The sequence below is a fragment of the Kitasatospora sp. YST-16 genome, assembly GCF_026802215.1.
Classification (GTDB): Bacteria; Actinomycetota; Actinomycetes; order Streptomycetales; family Streptomycetaceae; genus Kitasatospora; species Kitasatospora cineracea.
Map to the genome: position 1 here is coordinate 1,300,719 of NZ_CP113837.1, position 20,417 is coordinate 1,321,135.

Here is a 20,417-nt window from a genome sequence, read left to right on the forward strand (position 1 = left end):
GGGGGGACGGGACAGGGGACCGGGGCGTACCACGGGGAGCTCTGGTGTGCGTCCGGCCGGTCCGGGGAAGGGGCCGACCGGTTGCGATCAGATGATTGGCGGTCTGCCGAGTCGGGTCAAGCGCCAGACGGTGGACCACTTCATCGGTCGGCGCGGACCGCAGGGCTCGCCCCAACCGGCCCGGAACCCGCCGAGCCACGCCTTCAGCGCCGCCCCGGAGGGACGCCTGAGCACGGTCAGCAGGAACCAGGTTCCCAGGTAGAGAGGCACCAACGGGGCCGGAAGGTTCCGTCGGGCCAGCCACACCCGGTTGCGGGCCACGTTGTGGAAGTAGGTCGCGTGCCGGGCCGGGGAGGTCGCCGGGTGGTGCAGCACTACGTCCGGGCGGTAGTCGATCGACCAGCCGGCGTCCAGCGCGCGCCAGGCCAGGTCGGTCTCCTCGTGCGCGTAGAAGAACTCCGCCGGCAGCTGCCCGGCCTGCGGGAACACCGCGCTGCGCACCGCGCTGGCGCCGCCCAGGAAGGTGGTGACCCGGGAGCCGCGCAGCGGGTCGCTGGCGCGCAGCCGGGGGACGTGGCGGCGTTGGGTGGTGCCGGTCTCCGGGTCGGCGATCCGGAACGAGACGATGCCCAGGCCCGGGTCGGCGGTGAACGCCGCGCGCAGCAGCTCGGCCGAGTCGGTGTTCGGCAGCAGGCCGTCGTCGTCCAGGAAGAGCACCGCGTCGACGTCCCGGCCGTCCGGGCCGAACAGCTCGATGCCGACGTTGCGGCCGCCGGGGATGCCCAGGTTCTCCGGCAGCTCGACGCTGCGCACGCCCTCGGGCAGGACGGGCAGCGGGGCGCCGTTGCCGACCACCGCGAGCTCCACCGGCGGGCCCTGCTGGGCGCGCACCGACTCGATCAGGGCGTTCAGCTCGGCGGGCCGGTTGCCCATCGTGATGATGACCGCGCCGAGCCGGAAGTCGTCGCTCATCGCAGCCTGCTGGACAGCACGATGGACAGCAGGTGCAGGACGGTCTGCAGCACGGCGATGGCGGCCAGCACCACGACCGCGAGGCGGGTGAAGAACAGGTCGCCGCGGACCGCGTCGGCGATGCCGGCGGCCAGGATGAACAGCGAGGCCTCGACCGCGCCGACCAGGCGGTGGAACTTCAGCAGCGAGGCGGCCCGGCGGGCCTTGGCCACCGCGGTCGAGCGCGGCACCGAGGCGCTGTCCTCGACGGCGGTCAGGCCGGAGCGGGCCCGGGCCACGTCCACCAGGTCGGTCTCGGACTTGATCAGGATCGCGCCGAGCGCGGCCAGCGTGCCCAGGAAGGCCCACTGCCAGGCGGCGTGCGCGCCCTCGCGGTGGAACAGGTCGGCGGCCCGCAGGCCCAGGCCGGTGAGCAGCGCGGCCTCGGACATGTAGTGGCCGACCCGGTCCAGGTAGACGCCGGTGAGCGAGGTCTGCCGGCGCCAGCGGGCCACCTCGCCGTCCACGCAGTCCAGCAGCAGGTAGACCTGGATCAGCACCGCGCCCAGGACCGCGCCGGTCAGGCCGGGGACGACCAGGGCGAGGCCGGCCAGGATGCCGGTGAGCATCATCAGGTAGGTCAGGCCGTTGGGCGTGATCGCCGTGGCGGTCGACAGGACCCGGGTGATCCGCAGCGAGATCTTCCGCATGTAGAGGCGGCCGGCCCAGTGCTCGGCGCTGCGGCGCTGCAGCATCCCCTCGGGATGGATCACCGCCCGCAGTTCCTCGATCGACGGGCGCCGGGTGAGGTCGACCGGCGGGCGTTCAGCTGTTGACGGCTTGGACATAGTCGGCGTACGCGTCCCTGATGTCTGTGGCGGAGAGGTCGAGGTGTTCGAGGATGGTGAAGCGCCCCGGTCTGGTGTTCGGAGCGTAGTGCACCGCTTCGGTGAACTCCGCCCCGGTGAAGCCGATCTGATCGGCGGTCACCGGGAGGCCGTGGAAGCGCAGGCGCTCCACGATCAGTCCGGACAGTTCTCGCTCGCCCCGCAGGTGGCAGGCGAAGGCGGCGCCGAGGCCGACCTGCTCGCCGTGCTGCGCGGACCGCTTGGGGTACAGCACGTCCAGGGCGTGCGAGATCTCGTGGCAGGCGCCCGAGCTGGGCCGGGTGCTGCCTGCGATGTTCATCGCGATGCCGGACAGTACCAGGGCTTCCGCCAGCGTGGTCAGCAGGTCCGGGTCTTCCAGGGTGCCCGGGTGCCGGAGCAGGTTCTCGCCGGCCGAGCGGGCCATCGCCACGGCCAGTCCGTCGACGGGTTCGCCGGTCACCGCGTGCGAGAGCTCCCAGTCCGCGCAGGCGGAGATGTTGGAGACGGCGTCGCCGATCCCGGCGGCCACGAAGCGCTTCGGGGCCTTGGCGATGACGTCCAGGTCGACCACGATGCCGATCGGCCCCGGCACCCCGTAGGAGCCGCGGCCGGCGTCGTTGTCGAGGGTGGAGACCGGGGAGCAGATGCCGTCGTGGGCCAGGTTGGTGGCGACCGCGACCACCGGCAGGCCGACCCGCGCCGCGGCGTACTTCGCCACGTCGATGATCTTGCCGCCGCCGAGGCCGACCAGGGCGTCGTAGTGGCCGCGGCGGATCTCGTCGGTCAGCCGGACCGCGCTGTCCAGGGTGCCGTCCTCGACCAGGTACCAGTCCGCGCCGGGCAGCGCGGGCTCCAGGCGCTCGCGCAGCACCGCGCCGGAGCCCCCGCTGATCGCCACCGCGATCCGGCCGGCCGCGGACAGCCGCTGGTCGGCGAGGATCCCGCCGAGCGCGTCCAGGGCGCCCGCGCGGATCTCCACGAAGACCGGCGAGGGCACCAGGCGGGTCAGTACCGGCACGCGATCTCCCGGGCCTTGGCGAGGTCCTCGTGGTTGTCGACCTCGACCCAGGAGACCTCGCCGATCGGCTGCACGTCGATCGTCAGGCCGCGGTCGACCATCTCCTGGTAGCCGTCCTCGTAGTACAGCTGCGGGTCGCGCTCGTACACGGCCTTGAGGGCGTCGGCGAGGGCGTCGGCGGCGGACGGGTTGATCACCGTGACGCCGATGTACTCGCCGGTGGCGTCCAACGGGTCCATCAGCTTGGTGATCCGGCGCATCCCCAGCTCGGGGTCGACGACGACCTTCATCTCCTCGTCGGCGAGCTTCTTCACGGTGTCCAGCGCGAGCAGGATGCCGGGGGCGCGGCCCTCCTTGATCCGGCGGTCGTTGCCGTCCAGCATGGTGCGCTGCACCGAGGCGGGGTGCACGGTGTCGCCGTTGGCCAGCAGCAGGCCCTCGGCGAACAGCTCGCGGGCGCACCACAGCGAGTAGGCGTTGTTCCACTCCTCGGCCCTGTCGTTCTCGACCAGGGTCAGCTTGACGCCGTAGGTGCGCTCCAGCGCCTCGCGGCGCTCGTACACCGCCTCCTTGCGGTAGCCGACCACGATCGCCGCCTCGCGCAGGCCGACCTCGGCGAAGTTCCCGAGGGTCAGGTCGAGCACCGTCCGCTCCCCGTCCACCGGCACCAGCGCCTTGGGCAGGGTGTCGGTGTAGGGGCGGAGCCGGCGGCCGGCGCCGGCGGCCAGGACGAGGCCGATCATGCGGGACTCCAGGGTCTCTCGGGTGCCGCGGACGCCGATCCGGGTCGGTCGCGCCGTGCGGGCCTGGTGCGGCCGCGGCTGCGGCGCGCCGAGCGGGCGGCCGCTGCGGACCGCCCGGTGCCACTGATGGTAGGCGACCTCGGCGACCTGCCAGAACGCGGCCCCGCACGGCGTCGGTGATCGTTCGGGGGAGCTCGGTGAACGTCCGGTGACCGTGGTGGACCACTGGTCGAACACTTCTGCCAGTGGCGCCCTCCTCCGACCCCCGGGTGTGCGTCGCGGGCCCGCACGGGGCGGGCCATGCGGCAGACTTGGGCCCCGACGGCGTCGGCCGGACCGACCAATCCGGACCGACGCGCGTGCAGCCGACCCCACGGACCGGGGCGGGCAGCCGCGGACCGCACCGGCCCGGGCGGCGGCTCCGGTCCACGTGCCGAAAGGGGCATTGTGCCCATGAGCCCTGCTGTCAGCCCGACCGAGGCCCTCTCGCCGGAGCTGGTCCCCCCGTCCCCGGCCGCGCCCGGCGAGATCCTGCTGGAGCTGGTCGACGACGACGGCGTGACCATCGGGACCGGTGAGAAGCTCTGGGCCCACCAGCAGCCGGGCCGACTGCACCGGGCGTTCTCGGTCTTCCTGTTCGACCGCCAGGGGCGCCTGCTGCTGCAGCGCCGGGCGCTCGGCAAGTACCACTCCCCCGGCGTCTGGTCGAACACCTGCTGCGGGCACCCGTACCCGGGCGAGCAGCCGTTCACCGCGGCCGCCCGGCGCACCGCGGAGGAGCTCGGCGCCGCGCCGGCCCTGCTCTGCGAGGCGGGCACCGTCCGCTACGACCTGCCGGACGAGGCGTCCGGGCTGATCGAGCGGGAGTGGAACCACCTGTTCGTCGGGCTGGTCACGGCGGAGCTGGAGCCGGACCCGGAGGAGATCGAGGACACCCGGTTCGTGACCGCGGCCGAGCTGCGCGAGCTGCGGGCCGAGAAGCCGTTCTCGGTCTGGTTCGAGACGGTCTTCGAGGCGGCGCTGCCGGGCATCCGGGAGATCGCCGGGCACGACTGGTAGCCGGACCGGGCCCGCCGGTCGCGGGCTCAGACCGGCCGGCACATGGAGGGTGGGTGAAGAAGGGGGCACCTCCCGGCCGAAGGCTGGGGGAGGGGTGAGGGCCGAGTCCGGGCGGTGCCGACGAGGGAGCCGTGGCGGAGCCACGGCGACCGAGGAGAAGCCGTCCGGGCGAGAGCCATCGGCCCGCGACGCCGCCCTCCGTGTGCCGGCCGGGCTCAGTCGTCGGGGTCGGCCTCCGGGCCCGCCCCGGCGGCTCCCGGGCCGGGCAGCGGCAGGCTGGCCCAGATCACCTTGCCGCCGTCCGCGGTGCGCTCCACGTCGCACTCGCCGCCGGCCTGCAGGGTGATGCTCTTGACCAGCAGCAGCCCGCGCCCGCCCGGCCGGGCCGGGTCGTTCTCCTGCGCCTTGGGCCGGTACGGGTGGCCGTCGACCACCGAGATCCGGACCCGGTCGGCGGTGACGGCGAGCTCGCACACCACCTCGGGCGAGAGCACCGCCGCGTGCGTGACGGCGTTGGACACCAGCTCGGAGACGATCAGCAGCAGGTCGTCCACCAGTTCCTGGTAGCGCTCCCCCGCCATCCCCTGGGCCAGCAGCCGGTCGCGCACCGCGTGCCGGGTGCGCGGCACCGACGCCTCGTGGGAGACCGCCGAGAACCGCCACACCCCCGGGTCGGGGCCCGGCCCCCGCTCGCGGCCGGGCCACCAGCTCGCGGCGTCGGGGACCGCCTTGTCCGTCTGTTCCACTGCATGCCGCCCTTCACGCGGGGACGGGAGGCTCCCGCGCCGGGGTCCGACCGGCGGCGGCTGTCGGGAATCGGGCGTTCCGCTCAAGGCTCCCTGGTCCACAGAGGCTAGGAGAGCACCCCCCGATGACCCGCACCGGGACTGGAACTACGCGTGTCGTGAAGGTTCCCGACCGATTCGGTACGTGTTCTGCGCCGTCCTGGCCGGTCGCGTCGCGCCGCGGGCCCACTGTTGCCCCCAGAACGCCCGTCCGAAATCGCTTCCGCCCCCGCCCACCAGCGCAATCGCCCTCCCGGCGGCCGGGCCGCCGCCCGGCTTGTCCGGTTCTGCCCCGATCCCCGGGCCGGGGCCGCCCGGGGCACCGAAAACGCAGGTGAGAAGCACTCCCCGGGCCTGGTAGTGTTCTCTCTGTCGCCAGGGGGCAGCCGAGAGGAAGCCCCGAGGTGAACACCCGGTCCGGGTGGCGGAATGGCAGACGCGCTAGCTTGAGGTGCTAGTGCCCTTTATCGGGCGTGGGGGTTCAAGTCCCCCCTCGGACACCAGAGTGAGACCCCAGTTGATCTGGGGTCTTTCTGCTTTTCCGGGCCGGGCCGGGCCGGGTCGAGTCGGGTCGGGTCGGGTCGGGCTCCGGTGTGCGGCCCGGCGGCCGTGGGGCCGCCGGGTCCGGGGGGCCGGGGGTCAGTGGCGCGGGGGCAGCAGGTCGGTGCGGTGCGGGGTGAGGTCGGTGACGCTGTCCAGGTCCGCCTCCACGGTGTACCGGGTGTGCGTCCCGTCGGGGGCGGTCTCCTCGTCCAGCTGGTGGCCGTCGGCGAAGCCCCAACTGCCGCCGGTGTAGACGCCCTTGATCCGGCCCTCCACGGTGCCGACGGCGTCGAACGGGCCGTCCTGCCAGCGGAACGTCCAGTGGGTGCGGTACCAGGCGTCGAGCTGCTCCGGGGAGACGGCGCCGACCCCGTCGAGGACGACCAGGCCCCGGGCGTCGGTGCTGGTGGCGGCCCGGTGGGTGGTGCCGGCGAGGACGGCGCGGCCGCCGGGCCGGAAGTGGTCGGCCTCGGCCAGCCGCCGGGCCAGTTCGAGGCGCGGACCGAGCAGGTCCTCGCGGTGCTCCTCGGGCTCGGTGACCTCGGCGAGCGGGAAGGTGCCCCGGTGGCCGGTGATCCGGCGCTTCAGGTGCTGCGCGGCGAACTCCCGGTCGCTGCCGAGGTAGCTGCCGGAGACGGTGTCGCCGACCCGGTCGGTGCACTCGAAGGGCTCGCCGCGCCAGCGGAAGGTCCAGTGCGCGGTGTACCAGGCGTCGAGCAGTTCGGGCGGCAGCGGGTAGCCGGCCACCGAGCCGTCGGCGGCGAGCCGGGGGGCGACGCCCTCCGGGGCGGGGGTGCCGGGGGCGGGGAGCAGTTCGACGCACGGCCAGCGGCCGGCGGCGGCGCGGGCCGGGTACAGCACGCCGCGGAAGGCCGCGAACTCGCCCCTGACCGGCTGGTGACGGCCCGTCGGGTCAGTTGTCATAGTACTTCCACAGCCCATCGTCCTTGTCGAAGTGGCCGACGGCCTCTTCGGTCCCGTCGGCGTTCATCCGCCAGATCTCCGCACCGTGCGGGAAGCCGGTGGGCCTGGCGTCCCACTCCGGGACGCCGCCGCCGGTGTAGCCGGTGCCCAGGAACGGTTCGTCCCAGGCCCTGCCCGCATTCTTCCCGGCCAGGCCCGCGACCCGGTCGGCCAGGGCCTGGTCGCCGACCGCGCCGAGGGTCGGGTCGGCCTGCATGCCGTGCGGGGCGGGGAAGCGCAGCTGGTACGCCTCGGTGGCGCCGGGCGGGACCGGGGTCCAGCCGGCGCCGCCGTCGTCGAGGGCGAGGCCGTTGCGCAGGTCGTCCATGCTGCGCAGGTCGGCGGTGTCGGAGCCGCGCGCGATGGAGCCGCGGAACTCGCCGGGGTTGAAGGTCCGGCCGCCGAGCGAGGCGCTGTTCTCCAGGTACGCCTCCGCGACGTCGGGCTTGACGATCTTGGTGACCATCCGGCCCTCGTCCAGCTTGATCGCGTCGCGGACCTGGACGACCTGGCGGAGCTGCTGCTCGTCCAGGTCGTTGGTGGGGGTGAGGCGGAGGCGGTCGTGCTCGGCGCGGTCGAGGCCGCGGGGGGCCAGCTCGCGGTCGATCTCCTGCTGGTAGCCGGGGCCGTCGCGGAGCGCGCCGTTGCCGTAGTGCTCGGGTTCGAGCGGGCCGTGGCCGGGGCCGGTGCGCGGGGGCGGGACCGTCCCGGCCCCGCCGGCCGGCCCGTGCGCCCCGCCGGCCGGCCCGTGCGCCCCGCCCGCCGGGCGGGGGCCGGCCGCCTTGAGGTCCTTCGGGGCCACCGCCCTGAGGTCCTCGGCGATCTTCGCCTCGGTGGCGGCGTGGGCGGCGAGGTTCCGGGTGCCCTTCTCGGCGGCCTCCTCGACGACCGAGGCGTGCTTCTCGGCGATCTTCGGCAGCGAGTCCAGGGCGTCGTTCTTGAGCGCCCGGAAGACCGCCTGCTCCTCTCCTCCGGCCCCCATCAGAACGCCAGCCTCTCGAGTCCGCCGCGCAGTTCCTGCGCGTGGCCGCGGAACGCCTCGGTGTGGGCGCGCATCGTGCTCAGGTGCCGGTCGGCCAGGTCGGCGTCGAGGCTGAAGCCGTCCGCGGCGCCGGCTCCGCCCGAGGTCTGCCCCCAGTCCAGGCCGGACATGGCGTGCTCGATCTTGGCGAAGAGCGGTTTGGCCGCGGCCTCGATGATCTCGCCGATGACGTACTGGATGATCTGCTGCTTGAGCGTCTCCAGCAGCTTCTTCCCGGCCTCCACGATCACCGGCACGGCGGCCTCGGCCAGTCCGAGGGTGGCCACCGCGGCGGCCTGGTCGGCGATGAAGGCGGCGGCCATGACGCCCAGTTCGACCAGGGCCTCGGCCTTCTGCGCGACGATCACCTCGGCGCCGACCTCCAGCGCCTCGGCGAGCAGCGTGCAGCCCAGCACCAGTTCCCGGGTGTGCCGTTCGGAGAGCTCGGACCAGCCGGACTGCATCCGCCGGGTGGCGGCGCCCTGGTACGCCCGGGCGAAGCCGTCCATCGCCCGGGTCGCCTCGGCGTGGGTCCGCTCCACGGCCTGGCCGAACTTCCGCACCATGGCGGCGAACTCGCGGACCTCGTCCTCGTTGATGTACGGCCAGGGCACCCCGATGACGTTGAGGAACGTCACCACCGGTGCCGGCAGGTCGTCAACCGCCACTGTGCGTCCCCCGTGCAGTCGATCGGGCCCGGCGGGTGCGCCACCGGGTCGGGCGGCCAGACTGTAGCGCAGCGCGCGGCGGGCCGGGGAGGGCGGCGGGAGGGCGTCCGACCTGGGGTAAAGCTTTGTCCAGGGGGGTCAAATCCTGGTCAAGGGTTCGGGGTCCAGAGGCCCTCGGCGCGGCCCTCGGCGAGCCGGGCGCGGTAGGTGGCGACCTTGTGGTCGATGCGGTCGAGGTGGGTGCGGAGTTCGGCGAGGCGGGCGGCGGTCTCGGCCTGGTGGGCCTCCAGCAGGGCCAGCCGTTCGGCCTCGTTGCCGTCGCCCGCCATGACGAGTTCGGCGTAGCGGCGGATGCTGCGGATCGGCATGCCGGTGGCGCGCAGCCGGGTGCAGATGTCGATCCAGCGGAGGTCGCGGTGGTGGTAGCGGCGGCGGCCGCCGGGGGTGCGGTCGATCGGGGTGACGACCAGGCCGGCGCGTTCGTAGTAGCGCAGGGTGTGGACGCTGACGCCGGTGCGTTCGGCGGCCTCGGCGATCGTCACGCCCTCGGCGGGGAGCACGGTTTCGGGCTTGATCTCGAGCACGCTCGAAATCGTAGCGTCGGTGCCGCCGGCCGGTCGGGGCCCCGTTGACGTGCGGTCAACACCCGTGCCGGCGGCGGACGGAGGCTGACCGGTGCCAGGACCGGACGACCGGCGAAGGTGGTTGGTGCTCGCGGTGTGCTGCCTGAGCATGCTGCTGGTGGTGCTGGACATCACCGTGGTGAACGTGGCGCTGCCCGCCGTGCGGCGGGAGTGGGGGGCGCCGGTGCCGGCCCTGCAGTGGACGGTGGACGCGTACACGCTGGTGCTGGCGGCGTTCCTGCTGCCGGCGGGGGCGGCGGCGGACCGGTGGGGGCGGCGGCGGGTGTTCGTGCTGGGGCTGCTGGTGTTCGGGCTGGGGTCGGCGCTGTGCGCGCTGGCGCCGGGGACGGGCTGGCTGGTGGCGGCGCGGGCGGTGCAGGCGGTGGGCGGGACGATGCTGAACCCGGTGGCGATGGCGATCGTGGCCACCGCGTTCCCGGAGCCGGCCGAACGGGCCCGGGCGATCGGGGTGTTCGGGTCGGTGTCCGGGCTGGGGCTGGTGCTGGGCCCGGTGCTGGGCGGGGCGCTGGTGGACGGCTGGGGCTGGCGGGCGGTGTTCTGGGTGAACCTGCCGGTGGTGGCGGCGGGCGTGGCGGGCGCGCTGCGCTGGGTGCCGGAGTCCCGGGCGGCGCGGGCCCGCCGGTTCGACCCGGTGGGGCAGCTGCTGGTGGTGGCGCTGCTGGGCGGGACGGTGTTCGGGCTGATCTCGGCGGGCCGGTCCGGCTGGTCCGCGCCGACGGTGTGGGGGCCGCTGGCGGTCGCGGCGGCGGCCGTCCCGGTGCTGGGGTGGTACGAGGCGCGGCGGACGGACCCGCTGCTGGAGGTGCGGCTGCTGCGCCGCGGCCCGCTGGTGGCGGCGCTGGCGATGGCGTTCGCGGCGCTGTGCGCGTTCGGGGCGTTCCTGTTCGCGGTGACGCTGTACCTGCAGGAGGAGCGCGGGATGCCGGCGCTGCGGGCGGGGCTGTGCCTGGCGCCGGTGGGGGTGCTGATCCTGGTGCTGTCGCCGCGCACCGGCCGGGCGGTGGGCCGGTCCGGGCCGCGCGGGCCGCTGCTGGTGGCGGGCGTGTCGCTGGCGCTGGCCGGGCTGTTGCTGCTGCCGGTGGGCCCGGGGACGCCGGTGCCGGTGCTGCTGGCGGTGTTCGCGCTGGTGGGGGTGTTCCAGGGGGCGGTGAACCCGCCGATCAGCAACACGGCGGTGTCGGGGATGCCGGGGTCGATGGCCTCGGTGGCGGCCGCGCTGGCCTCGACGGCCCGGCAGACCGGCTCGGCGGTGGGCGTGGCGGTGGCGGGCAGCCTGCTGGCGCCGGGGGTGGCGGCGGGCGGCGCGGCGTTCACTTCGGCGGCGCGCGGGGTGTGGTGGCTGCTGGTGGCGGCGGGGGTGCTGATCGCGCTGCTGGGCGCGGTGCGGCCGGGCGGGCGTCCGACGGCCGGCCGGGTGGCGGCTGACCAGGTGGTGGCCGATCGGGCGGTGGCGGCCGGTCCGGCCGGGGCCGGCGATCGGGCGGCGGCGGCCGATCGGGCCGGGGTGGTGCGGGGAACGGGTCAGGCGCAGTCGGGGCAGAGTCCGCGGTAGGTGACCTCGGCGGTGGCGACGGCGAAGCCGAAGCGCTCGGCGGCGGGGAGGGCGGCGAGCGGGTCGCCGGTGGGGTGGACGTCCCGGATGGTGCCGCAGGCGGAGCAGACCAGGTGCTGGTGCGGCCGGTGGGCGTTGGGGTCGTAGCGCTTGGCGCGGCCGTCGGTGGCGACCTCCAGGACCTCACCGAGGGTGACGAGTTCACCGAGGGTGTTGTAGACGGTGGCGCGGGAGATCTCGGGGAGGCGGTCGGCGGCGCGCGCGTGCACCTCGTCCGCGGTCAGATGGACGTGGTCGCCGTCGAGCACCTCGGCGACCACCCGTCGCTGCGAGGTCAGCCGCCAGCCGCGGGACCGCAGCCGTTCCAGCAGGTCACTCATCTTGTTCACCCAATCAGCTCAACATTCGCCCGAACTGTACAGCGGGCCTCGCCGGACACCCGATTCGAGCGGATCACCACCCGATTGACCCTCTTCTTGACTTAGACTGGGTCTATCTTAGGATCGGTTCCGGCAAACAGCCAAGGTGCCCGTCGCAGAACGTGATCCGCCCGACCCGGAGGGACTTCCCCATGCCCGAGAACGACGACGCCATCGTCACCGACCCCAAGTCCGAGGGTGCGGGCGGCTGCCCGGTCGCGCACGGCCGGGCCGCCCATCCGACCCAGGGCGGCGGCAACCAGCAGTGGTGGCCGCACCGGCTGAACCTGAAGATCCTGGCGAAGAACCCGGCCGTGGCGAACCCGCTGGGCGCGGACTTCGACTACCCGGCGGCCTTCTCCGCGCTCGACCTGGCGGCCGTCAAGCGCGACATCGCGACCGTGCTCACCACCTCGCAGGACTGGTGGCCGGCCGACTTCGGCCACTACGGCCCGCTGATCATCCGGATGGCCTGGCACAGCGCCGGCACCTACCGGATCTCCGACGGCCGCGGCGGCGCGGGCGCCGGCCAGCAGCGCTTCGCCCCGCTCAACTCCTGGCCGGACAACGCCAACCTGGACAAGGCCCGCCGCCTGCTCTGGCCGGTCAAGCAGAAGTACGGCCAGGCGCTGTCCTGGGCCGACCTGCTGATCCTGTCGGGCAACGTGGCGCTGGAGTCGATGGGCTTCGAGACCTTCGGCTTCGGCGGCGGCCGGGCGGACGTCTGGGAGGCCGACGAGGACGTGTACTGGGGCCCGGAGACCACCTGGCTGGGCGACGAGCGCTACACCGGCGACCGCCAGCTGGAGGAGCCGCTGGGCGCCGTCCAGATGGGCCTGATCTACGTCAACCCGGAGGGCCCCAACGGCAACCCGGACCCGATCGCGGCGGCCCGCGACATCCGCGAGACCTTCCGCCGGATGGCGATGAACGACGAGGAGACCGTCGCGCTGATCGCCGGCGGCCACACCTTCGGCAAGACCCACGGCGCGGGCCCGGCGGACAACGTCGGCGAGGCCCCCGAGGGCGCGGGGCTGGAGGAGCAGGGCCTCGGCTGGAAGAGCGGCTACGGCTCCGGCAAGGGCGCCGACGCGATCACCTCCGGCCTGGAGGTGACCTGGACCAACACCCCGACCACCTGGGACAACTCCTTCTTCGAGATCCTGTTCGGCTACGAGTGGGAGCTGACGAAGTCGCCCGCCGGGGCGCACCAGTGGAAGCCGAAGGGCGGCGCGGGCGAGGGCACCGTGCCGGACGCCTTCGACCCGGCGAAGAAGCACGCCCCGCAGATGCTCACCACCGACCTGTCGCTGCGCTTCGACCCGGTGTACGAGCAGATCTCCCGCCGCTTCCTGAACGACCCGGCCGCGTTCGCGGACGCCTTCGCCCGCGCCTGGTACAAGCTGACCCACCGCGACATGGGCCCGGTCGTCCGCTACCTCGGCCCGGAGGTGCCGTCCGAGGAGCTGCTCTGGCAGGACCCGCTGCCGGCCGCCCAGGGCGAGCCGATCGACGCGGCGGACGTGGCGGCGCTCAAGGCGAAGCTGCTGGACTCCGGGCTGACCACCGCCCAGCTGGTGTCCACCGCGTGGGCCGCGGCGGCGTCCTTCCGCGGCAGTGACAAGCGCGGCGGCGCCAACGGCGCCCGGATCCGGCTGGAGCCGCAGCGCGGCTGGGAGGCCAACGACCCGGAGCAGCTGGCGCAGGTGCTGCGGGTGCTGGAGGGCGTGCAGCAGGAGTTCAACGCGCAGGGCGGCAAGCAGGTCTCGCTGGCCGACCTGATCGTGCTCGGCGGCACCGCGGCGGTCGAGCGGGCCGCGAAGGAGGGCGGCGTCGAGGTCGAGGTGGGCTTCCGCCCCGGCCGGGTGGACGCCACCCAGGAGAAGACCGACGTCGAGTCGTTCGCCGCGCTGGAGCCGCAGGCCGACGGGTTCCGCAACTACCAGGGCAAGGGCACCCGGCTCCCGGCCGAGTACCTGCTGGTGGACAAGGCCAACCTGCTGAACCTGTCCGCCCCCGAGCTGACCGTGCTGGTCGGCGGCCTGCGGGTGCTGGGCGCCAACACCGGCGGCTCGCAGCACGGCGTGTTCACCGACCGGCCGGGCACCCTGTCGAACGACTTCTTCACCAACCTGCTGGACCTGGGCGTCACCTGGTCCGCGGTCGCCTCGGACAACACGGTGTACGAGGGCCGCGACGCCTCCGGCGCGGTCAAGTGGACCGGCACCCGGGCCGACCTGGTGTTCGGCTCCAACTCGGAGCTGCGGGCGCTGGCCGAGGTGTACGCCTCGGACGACGCCAAGGAGAAGTTCGTCAAGGACTTCGCCGCCGCCTGGACCAAGGTGATGGAGCTGGACCGCTTCGACCTGGTGTAAGCGTGAGGCAGTGAAGCGGGCGGGGCCCGGGCCGCTGGTGCGGTCCGGGCCCCGCCGTTCCGCGGGGTCAGTGGCGCAGTTCCAGGGTGCAGCACTTGACGGCGCCGCCGGCCCGGAGCAGCTCGGTCAGGTCGACGCCGATCGGGGTGAAGCCGCGTTCGCGCAGTTGCTCGGCGAGGCCGACGGCGGCCTCCGGGAGGACCACGTTGGCGCCGTCGGAGACCGCGTTCAGGCCGAACACCCGGGCGTCGTCGGCGCCGGCCAGCAGCGCGTCCGGGTAGAGGCACTCCAGGACGGCGCGGGAGGCGGCGTCGAAGGCCGGCGGGTAGTACATGACCTCGGTGTCGCTGAGCACGGCGAGCGCGGTGTCCAGGTGGTAGTGGCGCGGGTCGACCAGCCGCAGGGTCACCACCTCGCGGCCGAGGAACTCCGCCGCCTCGGCGTGCGCGGCGGCCTCGGTGCGGAAGCCCGTGCCGGCCAGGATCCGGTCGCCCGCCACCAGCAGGTCGCCCTCGCCCTCGTTGACCCGCTCGGCGTCCTTGACCCGCCAGCCGCGCTCGCGGAACCAGTCGGCGTACGCGGGGCCCTCGGCGGCCCGCTCGGGGTGGCGGAAGCGGGCGCCGAGCACCCTGCCGTCCAGGGTGGTGGCGCCGTTGGCGGCGAACACCATGTCCGGCAGGCCGGGCAGCGGTTCGATCAACTCCACGGTGTGGCCCAGGCGTTGGAACAGCGCGTGCAGCTGGTCCCACTGGGCGAGGGCGGTGCCGGTGTCGGTCGGCTTGGCCGGGTCCATCCACGGGTTGATCGAGTAGTCGACGGTGAAGTGCGCGGGCCGGCACATCAGGTAGTGGCGCGGGGTGGCGGTACGCGGCGACACGGTGGTGTCTCCTTCCGGGCATGGCGCAGCGCCTGACGGTCAGTCAGTTTCATTGCGCACGAGGGCACTTGGGGTCTTCAGCTGCCGATGGACTGCGGGAAGGCGAACAGCCCGTCCGGGTCGTGGCGGCGCTTGGTGGCGACCAGCCTCGGGTAGTTCGCACCGTAGTAGGCCGCGCGCCAGTCCCGCAGGTCCGGGTCGGTGAAGTTCAGGTAGGCGCCGCCGGTCGCGTGCGGGGCGATCAGGTGATCGAGTCCGGCGAGGTGGGCGAGGTGCGGGGCCGGGTCCTCGCCGGGCAGCCAGGAGGTGTCCAGGCTGACCAGGTACCGGGCGTCGCGGTGGACGAACGCGGTGGCCGCCGGGTCGACCCGGTTGATCGCGCCGCCCCAGCCGAACAGGGCGAACCCGCAGCCGTCGGCGTTGCCGCTCGGCGGCGCGGCCGCCAGGTGGGCCAGCGCGGCCGTCAGGGCCTCCGGCGGCAGCGGGCGGGCGGCGAAGTGGGTGCGGACCGCGAACGCCCCGCCGCTGGTCTCGTGCTTCAGGTAGTCCATCGCGTCCCAGAACGGCCGGTCGGCGAGCTCCGCGCGCAGCGGCGGGGCGGCCGCGAACGCCGGGGCGAGCAGTTCGCGCAGCTCGGCGGCCGGGCCCAGGTGCAGGCCGACGGCGGAGACCACCGTGCGGCCGCCGGAGCGGGCGACGCCCAGGCGCAGCGAGGTCTCCTCGGGGGCGGTGAGCATCAACTGCTGGACGGCGAACAGGACTTCGGCGGCGTGGGCGGCCTCCCAGAGCAGCAGGCAGGTGGCGGCGGCGGGGGCCTCGACGGCCTGGAAGGTCAGGTCCAGGTTGATCCCGAAGTTGCCGCCGCCACCGCCCCGGCAGGCCCAGTACAGGTCCTCGTGCTGCTCGGCGTCGCAGGTCAGGACGGTGCCGGCGGCGGTGGCCAGGGTGGTGGCGCGCAGCGTGTCGGCCGTCAGCCCGAACCGGCGGGAGGTCGCGGCCGAGCCGCCGCCGAGCGCCAGGCCGGCGATGCCGACGCCCGCGCCGTTGCCGAGCGGCAGCGCCAGCCCGTGCGGGCGCAGCGCGGCGTACAGCGCGCCGGTCAGGACGCCGCCGCCGACGGTGACCCTGCCGGTGGCGGGGTCGACGGCGATCGCGTCCAGCGCCCGCAGGTCCACCACCAGGCCGGAGTTCACCGAGTGCCCGGCGTACGAGTGGCCGCCCCCGCGCGGGACGATCGGCACCCCGTGGTCCCGGGCCCAGTCGATCGCCCGCAGCACGTCCGCGGCGTCGGCGGCCCGCAGCACGGCGACGGGCGCGCGGTGCGCCCAGCGCTCGTTGAACGCGGCGGAGGACTCCTGGAAGGCCGCGTCCCCGGGGCGCAGCAGGGGGCCGGTGGTGTGCTTGTCGAGCAGCGTCCAGTCGACGGGGGTCACGGGGCGATCTCTTCGATGGTGGAGGTGCCGGTGGTGGGGTGGGGGCCGTAGCGTTCCCAGGTCTCGTGGAGGCGGATGCGGCCGTCGGGGGTGAGGGTGGGGGTGTTGTGGGTACGGCCGCAGACGACCTGGCCGTCGGTGAGGACGAAGGTGTAGCCCATGGCGAGGGTGCCGTCGGGTTGGCGGGTGCCGGCGGTCCAGCCGCGTTGGACGGTGCCGCCGGTGATCTCGGCCCAGACCAGGTCGTCCTGCTGGTGGTAGAGGGCGGTGGTGCGGCGGTCGCCGTCGGGGGCGTGGAAGCGGCGGCCTTCGTAGTCGAGGCGGTCGGGGGGCGGCGGGTTCATGCCTGCCACCAGATGGCGTAGTAGGCGAAGTCGGTGTCGTGCGGGTTGGCGACGGCGTGGTCGGTGTCGGCGGGGAGCAGGACGAGGTCGCCGGCGGTGACGGGGTGGCTGGTGTCGGCGGTGCGGATCTCGCCGCTTCCGCTGATGCAGACGAAGAGTTCGCGTTCGGTGTGCTGGTGGGTGTCGGTGAGGTCGCCGGGGCGCAGGACGCACCAGGCGCCGTGGAAGGGGGCGGTGAGGTCGCCCCAGGGGTGGAGGAGGCGGAGGTCGAGGCCGTGGGCGCGTTCGAGGTGGTCGGGTTCCTGGCGCCGGATCACCACGGTTTCGGGCATGGCGGGGCTCCGTTCGAAGGCTCGGGTTCGGGTTCGGGAGGTGGGCGGACCGGGTCAGCGGGCGGGGGCGTGGCCGAGGCCGGCGTCGCGGGCGAGGACCAGGGCCTGGGCGCGGTCGGCGACGCCGAGTTTGCCGAGGATGCCGGAGATCCGGTTGCTGACGGTCTTGGAGGCGAGGGCGAGTTCGCGGGCGATGAAGGTGTTGGAGCGGCCGGCGGCGAGGTGTTCGAGGACGTCCCGTTCGCGGTCGCTGAGCTGCGGGAACGGGTAGCTGCGCGGGCGCTGGCCGGTGCCGATCAGGGTGCCGAGGCGGGCGGCGATGACCCGGTCGAGGATGGCCTCGCCGGCGCCGACGGCGTGGATGCCGCGGACGATCTGGTCGGCGGTGGCGCGTTTGACCAGGTAGCCGCGGGCGCCGGCGTGGAAGGCGGCGGCGACGGCCTTGTCGTCGTCGAAGGGGCTGAACACCAGGACGCCGGTCTCCGGGGTGAGGCGCAGGACCTGGCTGATCATCCGCATGCCGGTGCCGTCGTCCATCTGCGGGTCGAGGACCAGGACGTCGGGGCGGTGCCGGGCGGTGGCGGCGAGCACCTCGCCGGTGGTGCCGGCCTCGTCGACCACGGCCGCGCCGCCGCCGGCCTCGACCATGGAGCGGACGCCCCGGCGGACGGCGGGCTGGGCGTCGGCGAGCAGCACGGTCAGCGGCGTGGTGGTCCCGTGCTGGTTCATCGTCCCCTCGCGGCGTGTGGTGGTGCGGCGGTGGTGCGGTGCGGTCCCGGAGTTGATCACCGGTAGTGATGATTCCGTTACATCATCATGATCTGATCAATTCGGTGCCTCAAGTGCACAATGTCACGCAGGAGTTGGCAGATGTGAGGATTGGACGGCGACTTCCCGGGCCTTGCGCATGATCTCCTCGCGGCCGCGCCAGTGCGACCAGAACGCGCCGGTGTAGCCGAGGCCGCCGAGGCTGGTGAGGAAGGGGTTGTCGGCGTAGTTGTTGTCGTGCTCGCTCATGCCCTCGACGGTGGGGAGCATGACCCGGTGGTGGTCGGCCGGGTCGATCAGCGCCCACAGGTCGGCGACCGCGCCGTGCCAGCGTTCGGCGGGGTCGGCGGCGCGGGCCGGGTCGGGCAGCAGGTCGGGCGAGAAGTAGCAGACCAGCCGGAAGTTGCCGTGCTCGTCGAACATGAACTGCCGCTCGTACTCGGCCGGGGAGCCGCACATCCGCAGCGGCTTGAGCACGATCGGGCCGTCGGCGGTGTTGGACTGCAGGCCGGGGACGGTGCGCACGCCCGCGCAGCGTTCGGCGATGTCGATGCCCATCGGGGTGTACGGGAACAGCCGCAGGCCGAGCGAGAAGCCGGTGACGGTGGCGTCCAGCGCCATGAAGGCGTCCACGCAGGCGCGGACCGTCTCGGGGGTCTCCCCCGGCATGCCGAACAGCGCCTCGACCATGGTGAGGATGCCGCGCTCGTGGCACAGCCGGACCAGCCGCTCGGTGTCGGCGAAGGTGTAGTAGGTGCCGCCCTTCTCGGTGACCTTCCAGCCGCTGAGCACCTCGGGGCGGATGTGGTCGCTGCCGACGTTGACGCCGCGGCAGCCGGCCTCGGCCAGCAGGTCGGCGAACTCCTCGTCGAACGGGCTGGGTTGGCAGTAGACCCAGAGCCGCAGGCCGTTCAGCGGGTTGTCCGGGTCGGCGTGCCGGCGGCGGACGATCTCCCGCAGCAGGTTCTTGGCGTGCGCGATCGAGAGGTTGAACTCGCTGTCGGTGGTGTGCTGGTCCAGGATGCCCTGCGCGGCCAGCGACTCCATCTCGTCGACCACGGAGGCGAGTTCGCGCTGCCCGTAGCGGGTGCCCTTGGCGTCGGGCTCGACGCAGTGCGAGCAGCGGTAGGCGCAGCCGTTCTTGGTCAGGATGGAGCCGAGGCCACCGCGCCGGTAGTACTCCAGGTTGTCGACCCGGCGCGGGACGCCGGAGCGCCGCCGGTACACCGAGAGCCGGTCAACCTGCCACACCCGGGGCTCGAACTGGCCTGTGGACTCGGCCAGTTGGGTCTGGCCGTGGCGGACGGTGAGCACCGCGGGCGGGACCCGGACGGCGCCGCGGGCGGTGTTGCGGATCAGGCCGGGGATGCCGGCGGTGTCGCGTCCCTCGGCGACGGCGGCGGCCAGTTCGCAGAGGATCTTCTCGCCGGGGCCCTTCACCCCGTAGTCGATGCCGAAGTACTCGACCAGCGCGAACGGCATGGTGGAGAAGCCGATCCCGCCGCCGACCACGGGCGCGTCGGTGAGCCGGCGGATCTCGGTGATGATCTCCCGGTGCTCGCCGACGAACGGGCGCTGCTCGAAGGCGTACACGGTGTCGGTGTTGCGGACGGTCACCCCGACCAGCATCGGGGAGCGTTCGGCGAAGTACTCGTGCAGGCAGGTCTTCCAGTCGTCGCGGCGGAAGGTCAGGTCGAGCACCTCCACTTCGAAGCCGTCGTCCTCCAGCGCGGTGGTGAGCACGTCGAGGGCGTAGGGGGCGATCGGCGGATGCACCTTGTTCGGGTTGACCAGCAGGACGAGTCTGCTCATCGGGGTTGCCTCCCTCGTGGGTTGGGGTTCGCGGGGTCAGACCAGGCCGAGGCTGATGCCGAACTCGGGCTCGGCGCCCAGCAGGTAGGCGCCGGCGGACTGCAGGATGCGGTCCTGGGCGACCAGGTGCTGGGCGAGGACGGCGGTGTCGCGCAGCCAGCGGTCCATCGGCGAGGTGCGGTTGATCGACCAGGTCTGCAGCAGGTCGTAGAGCCGGGCCACGATGTCCCGGGAGCTGCGGAAGGCGTGCAGCCAGGACAGCGGGGAGGCGGCCCGCTCGGTGGGGGTGAGGTCGTCCAGGGTGCCGCCCGCCGCCAGCACCTCCCACTGGCGGTGCATCGAGCCGTACACGCCCGCCCGGGCGGCGTTGAACTCGGCTTCCAGCCGGGCGAGTTCGGTCTGCACCCGCCAGCTGTCGGCCCAGCTGCGGCCGGCCATCCGGTCGTAGCGGGTGGTGGCGACCTCGCGGGCGTGGTCGAGGGCGGCGCGGGCCACGCCGAGCGGGACGCCGCACATCGCCCGGGTGAAGGAGTCCGGCTGGGCGAGCGGGCCGGGGCGGCCCTGCGGGGTGGCGAAGGTGTAGGTGTGCTCCTCGGGGACGAACACGTCGGTCATCGTGTAGTCGCAACTGCCGCTGCCGCACAGGCCGGTGGTGTCCCAGTTGTCGATCACCTCGACCTGTTCGCGGCGGACCAGGAACTGCCGGGAGTCGTGCGCGTGCTTGCTGCCGGGCTCGGCCCAGGGCTCGCCGTCCTGGAACAGGAAGGCGCCGGAGGTGACCCAGTCGGCGTGCTTGATGCCGGAGCCGAACGACCAGCGGCCGCTGAGCTTGAAGCCGCCGGGGACGCGCTCGGCCCGGCCCGAGGGCTGGAGCAGGCCGGCCACCACCAGGTCCAGGCGCGGGAAGACCTCCTTGGCGACGGTCTGGTCCAGGAAGTTGGCGTAGATGCCGGTGTTGGCGCCGATCACGGCGCACCAGGCGGCCGAGGCGTCGCCGTACGCGAGCGCCTCCACCACCTCGGTCTGCTGCATCGAGGTGAGGCCGGGGCCGCCCCACTCGGGGCCGTAGCACATGCCGAACACGCCGGTGGCGCGCAGCAGTTCGACCACCTCGGCGGGCAGCGTGCGGTTGGCCTCGATCGCCGGGGCCTTCTCCCGCAGCACCGGCGCCAACTCCTGGGCGCGGCGCAGGATTTCCGATGTCATCGGGTCGTTTCTCCTTCTGCGGTGGGCAGTCGTCG

At 73.7% G+C, this 20,417-nt stretch carries 20 protein-coding genes and 1 tRNA gene; 4 read left to right on the forward strand and 17 right to left on the reverse strand.

What is annotated here, in order from left to right; all coding sequences use genetic code 11:
• Positions 1–87: 87 nt before the first annotated feature.
• From OU787_RS05920 to OU787_RS05935, 4 genes are read right to left on the reverse strand one after another with little or no spacing between them, the layout of a single operon-like run.
• Positions 88–972, reverse strand: a complete 885-nt coding sequence (locus OU787_RS05920; RefSeq protein WP_268658753.1) for a glycosyltransferase family 2 protein — start codon at positions 970–972, stop codon at positions 88–90.
• On the reverse strand, positions 969–1,799 hold the full coding sequence (locus tag OU787_RS05925) for a CDP-alcohol phosphatidyltransferase family protein (RefSeq protein ID WP_081966929.1): 831 nt from the start codon (positions 1,797–1,799) through the stop codon (positions 969–971). The genes OU787_RS05920 and OU787_RS05925 overlap by 4 nt, the downstream gene beginning before the upstream one ends.
• A complete protein-coding gene (locus OU787_RS05930) occupies positions 1,777–2,838 on the reverse strand; it encodes an iron-containing alcohol dehydrogenase family protein (RefSeq protein WP_030460415.1) in 1,062 nt (353 codons plus the stop codon). Before OU787_RS05930 ends, OU787_RS05925 begins: the two co-directional genes overlap by 23 nt.
• Positions 2,826–3,581, reverse strand: a complete 756-nt coding sequence (locus tag OU787_RS05935) for a phosphocholine cytidylyltransferase family protein (protein WP_030460416.1) — start codon at positions 3,579–3,581, stop codon at positions 2,826–2,828. Before OU787_RS05935 ends, OU787_RS05930 begins: the two co-directional genes overlap by 13 nt.
• A 447-nt stretch (positions 3,582–4,028) precedes the next feature.
• On the opposite strand from OU787_RS05935, the gene idi reads away from it, so the two are divergent.
• Positions 4,029–4,640, forward strand: a complete 612-nt coding sequence (gene idi / locus OU787_RS05940; RefSeq protein WP_369794962.1) for an isopentenyl-diphosphate Delta-isomerase — start codon at positions 4,029–4,031, stop codon at positions 4,638–4,640.
• Between the two features lie 215 nt (positions 4,641–4,855).
• Here the strand turns inward: idi and OU787_RS05945 are convergent, their stop codons facing one another.
• A complete protein-coding gene (locus OU787_RS05945) occupies positions 4,856–5,386 on the reverse strand; it encodes an ATP-binding protein (protein WP_380371640.1) in 531 nt (176 codons plus the stop codon).
• Between the two features lie 454 nt (positions 5,387–5,840).
• Here OU787_RS05945 and OU787_RS05950 point away from each other — a divergent pair.
• Positions 5,841–5,928, forward strand: a tRNA-Leu gene (locus OU787_RS05950).
• Between the two features lie 136 nt (positions 5,929–6,064).
• Here OU787_RS05950 and OU787_RS05955 read toward each other — a convergent pair.
• The 4 genes from OU787_RS05955 to OU787_RS05970 all read right to left on the reverse strand — a co-directional run bounded on the left by OU787_RS05955 (position 6,065) and on the right by OU787_RS05970 (position 9,204).
• Positions 6,065–6,892, reverse strand: coding sequence for a hypothetical protein (locus tag OU787_RS05955; RefSeq protein WP_268658754.1), 828 nt, complete (start codon positions 6,890–6,892; stop codon positions 6,065–6,067).
• Positions 6,882–7,913 (reverse strand): hypothetical protein, encoded by a 1,032-nt coding sequence (locus OU787_RS05960; RefSeq protein ID WP_268658755.1) that lies wholly within the window; start codon positions 7,911–7,913, stop codon positions 6,882–6,884. The genes OU787_RS05955 and OU787_RS05960 overlap by 11 nt, the downstream gene beginning before the upstream one ends.
• A complete protein-coding gene (locus tag OU787_RS05965; RefSeq protein WP_268658756.1) occupies positions 7,913–8,620 on the reverse strand; it encodes a WXG100-like domain-containing protein in 708 nt (235 codons plus the stop codon). The genes OU787_RS05960 and OU787_RS05965 overlap by 1 nt, the downstream gene beginning before the upstream one ends.
• Before the next feature lie 149 nt (positions 8,621–8,769).
• Positions 8,770–9,204, reverse strand: coding sequence for a MerR family transcriptional regulator (locus tag OU787_RS05970; protein ID WP_030460422.1), 435 nt, complete (start codon positions 9,202–9,204; stop codon positions 8,770–8,772).
• Positions 9,205–9,328: 124 nt separating this feature from the next.
• On the opposite strand from OU787_RS05970, the gene OU787_RS05975 reads away from it, so the two are divergent.
• On the forward strand, positions 9,329–10,816 hold the full coding sequence (locus OU787_RS05975; protein ID WP_268661816.1) for an MFS transporter: 1,488 nt from the start codon (positions 9,329–9,331) through the stop codon (positions 10,814–10,816).
• On the opposite strand, the gene OU787_RS05980 is transcribed toward OU787_RS05975, so the two are convergent.
• Positions 10,786–11,196 (reverse strand): Fur family transcriptional regulator, encoded by a 411-nt coding sequence (locus OU787_RS05980; protein ID WP_030460424.1) that lies wholly within the window; start codon positions 11,194–11,196, stop codon positions 10,786–10,788. The genes OU787_RS05975 and OU787_RS05980 overlap by 31 nt on opposite strands.
• Positions 11,197–11,387: 191 nt before the next feature.
• Between OU787_RS05980 and katG the strand changes: the two genes are divergently transcribed.
• Positions 11,388–13,610 carry a catalase/peroxidase HPI gene (gene katG / locus OU787_RS05985; RefSeq protein ID WP_030460425.1) on the forward strand — a complete coding sequence of 741 codons (2,223 nt, stop codon included), beginning with the start codon at positions 11,388–11,390 and terminating at the stop codon, positions 13,608–13,610.
• Positions 13,611–13,677: 67 nt separating this feature from the next.
• Here katG and ddaH read toward each other — a convergent pair whose 3' ends face one another.
• The 7 genes from ddaH to OU787_RS06020 all read right to left on the reverse strand — a co-directional run bounded on the left by ddaH (position 13,678) and on the right by OU787_RS06020 (position 20,382).
• Complete coding sequence (ddaH, locus tag OU787_RS05990) at positions 13,678–14,487, reverse strand: dimethylargininase (RefSeq protein WP_268658757.1); 810 nt, start codon at positions 14,485–14,487, stop codon at positions 13,678–13,680.
• A gap of 77 nt (positions 14,488–14,564) precedes the next feature.
• Positions 14,565–15,920 carry an FAD-binding oxidoreductase gene (locus OU787_RS05995; protein WP_268658758.1) on the reverse strand — a complete coding sequence of 452 codons (1,356 nt, stop codon included), beginning with the start codon at positions 15,918–15,920 and terminating at the stop codon, positions 14,565–14,567.
• Positions 15,917–16,264 carry a hypothetical protein gene (locus OU787_RS06000; protein ID WP_030460428.1) on the reverse strand — a complete coding sequence of 116 codons (348 nt, stop codon included), beginning with the start codon at positions 16,262–16,264 and terminating at the stop codon, positions 15,917–15,919. Before OU787_RS06000 ends, OU787_RS05995 begins: the two co-directional genes overlap by 4 nt.
• Positions 16,261–16,596: a cupin domain-containing protein gene (locus OU787_RS06005; RefSeq protein ID WP_051816995.1), complete on the reverse strand. Its 336-nt coding sequence runs from the start codon at positions 16,594–16,596 to the stop codon at positions 16,261–16,263. Before OU787_RS06005 ends, OU787_RS06000 begins: the two co-directional genes overlap by 4 nt.
• A gap of 54 nt (positions 16,597–16,650) precedes the next feature.
• On the reverse strand, positions 16,651–17,385 hold the full coding sequence (locus tag OU787_RS06010) for a response regulator (RefSeq protein ID WP_232794975.1): 735 nt from the start codon (positions 17,383–17,385) through the stop codon (positions 16,651–16,653).
• 63 nt (positions 17,386–17,448) lie between these two features.
• Positions 17,449–19,176 carry a tryptophan 2-C-methyltransferase gene (gene tsrT / locus OU787_RS06015; protein WP_268658759.1) on the reverse strand — a complete coding sequence of 576 codons (1,728 nt, stop codon included), beginning with the start codon at positions 19,174–19,176 and terminating at the stop codon, positions 17,449–17,451.
• A gap of 36 nt (positions 19,177–19,212) precedes the next feature.
• Entirely contained in the window at positions 19,213–20,382 is a 1,170-nt protein-coding gene (locus tag OU787_RS06020) for an acyl-CoA dehydrogenase family protein (RefSeq protein WP_030460432.1), read from the reverse strand.
• Positions 20,383–20,417: the final 35 nt, after the last annotated feature.

Excerpts from the sequence above, each read along its gene's own strand:
- OU787_RS05955 (WP_268658754.1), bottom strand. The coding sequence starts at position 6,892 with ATGACAACTGACCCGACGGGCCGTCACCAGCCGGTCAGGGGCGAGTTC.
- OU787_RS06020 (WP_030460432.1), bottom strand. The coding sequence starts at position 20,382 with ATGACATCGGAAATCCTGCGCCGCGCCCAGGAGTTGGCGCCGGTGCTG.
- OU787_RS05925 (WP_081966929.1), bottom strand. The coding sequence starts at position 1,799 with ATGTCCAAGCCGTCAACAGCTGAACGCCCGCCGGTCGACCTCACCCGG.
- OU787_RS06000 (WP_030460428.1), bottom strand. The coding sequence starts at position 16,264 with ATGAACCCGCCGCCCCCCGACCGCCTCGACTACGAAGGCCGCCGCTTC.
- OU787_RS05960 (WP_268658755.1), bottom strand. The coding sequence starts at position 7,913 with ATGGGGGCCGGAGGAGAGGAGCAGGCGGTCTTCCGGGCGCTCAAGAAC.
- OU787_RS05980 (WP_030460424.1), bottom strand. The coding sequence starts at position 11,196 with ATGAGTGACCTGCTGGAACGGCTGCGGTCCCGCGGCTGGCGGCTGACC.
- OU787_RS05935 (WP_030460416.1), bottom strand. The coding sequence starts at position 3,581 with ATGATCGGCCTCGTCCTGGCCGCCGGCGCCGGCCGCCGGCTCCGCCCC.
- OU787_RS05920 (WP_268658753.1), bottom strand. The coding sequence starts at position 972 with ATGAGCGACGACTTCCGGCTCGGCGCGGTCATCATCACGATGGGCAAC.
- OU787_RS06005 (WP_051816995.1), bottom strand. The coding sequence starts at position 16,596 with ATGCCCGAAACCGTGGTGATCCGGCGCCAGGAACCCGACCACCTCGAA.
- tsrT (WP_268658759.1), bottom strand. The coding sequence starts at position 19,176 with ATGAGCAGACTCGTCCTGCTGGTCAACCCGAACAAGGTGCATCCGCCG.
- katG (WP_030460425.1), top strand. The coding sequence starts at position 11,388 with ATGCCCGAGAACGACGACGCCATCGTCACCGACCCCAAGTCCGAGGGT.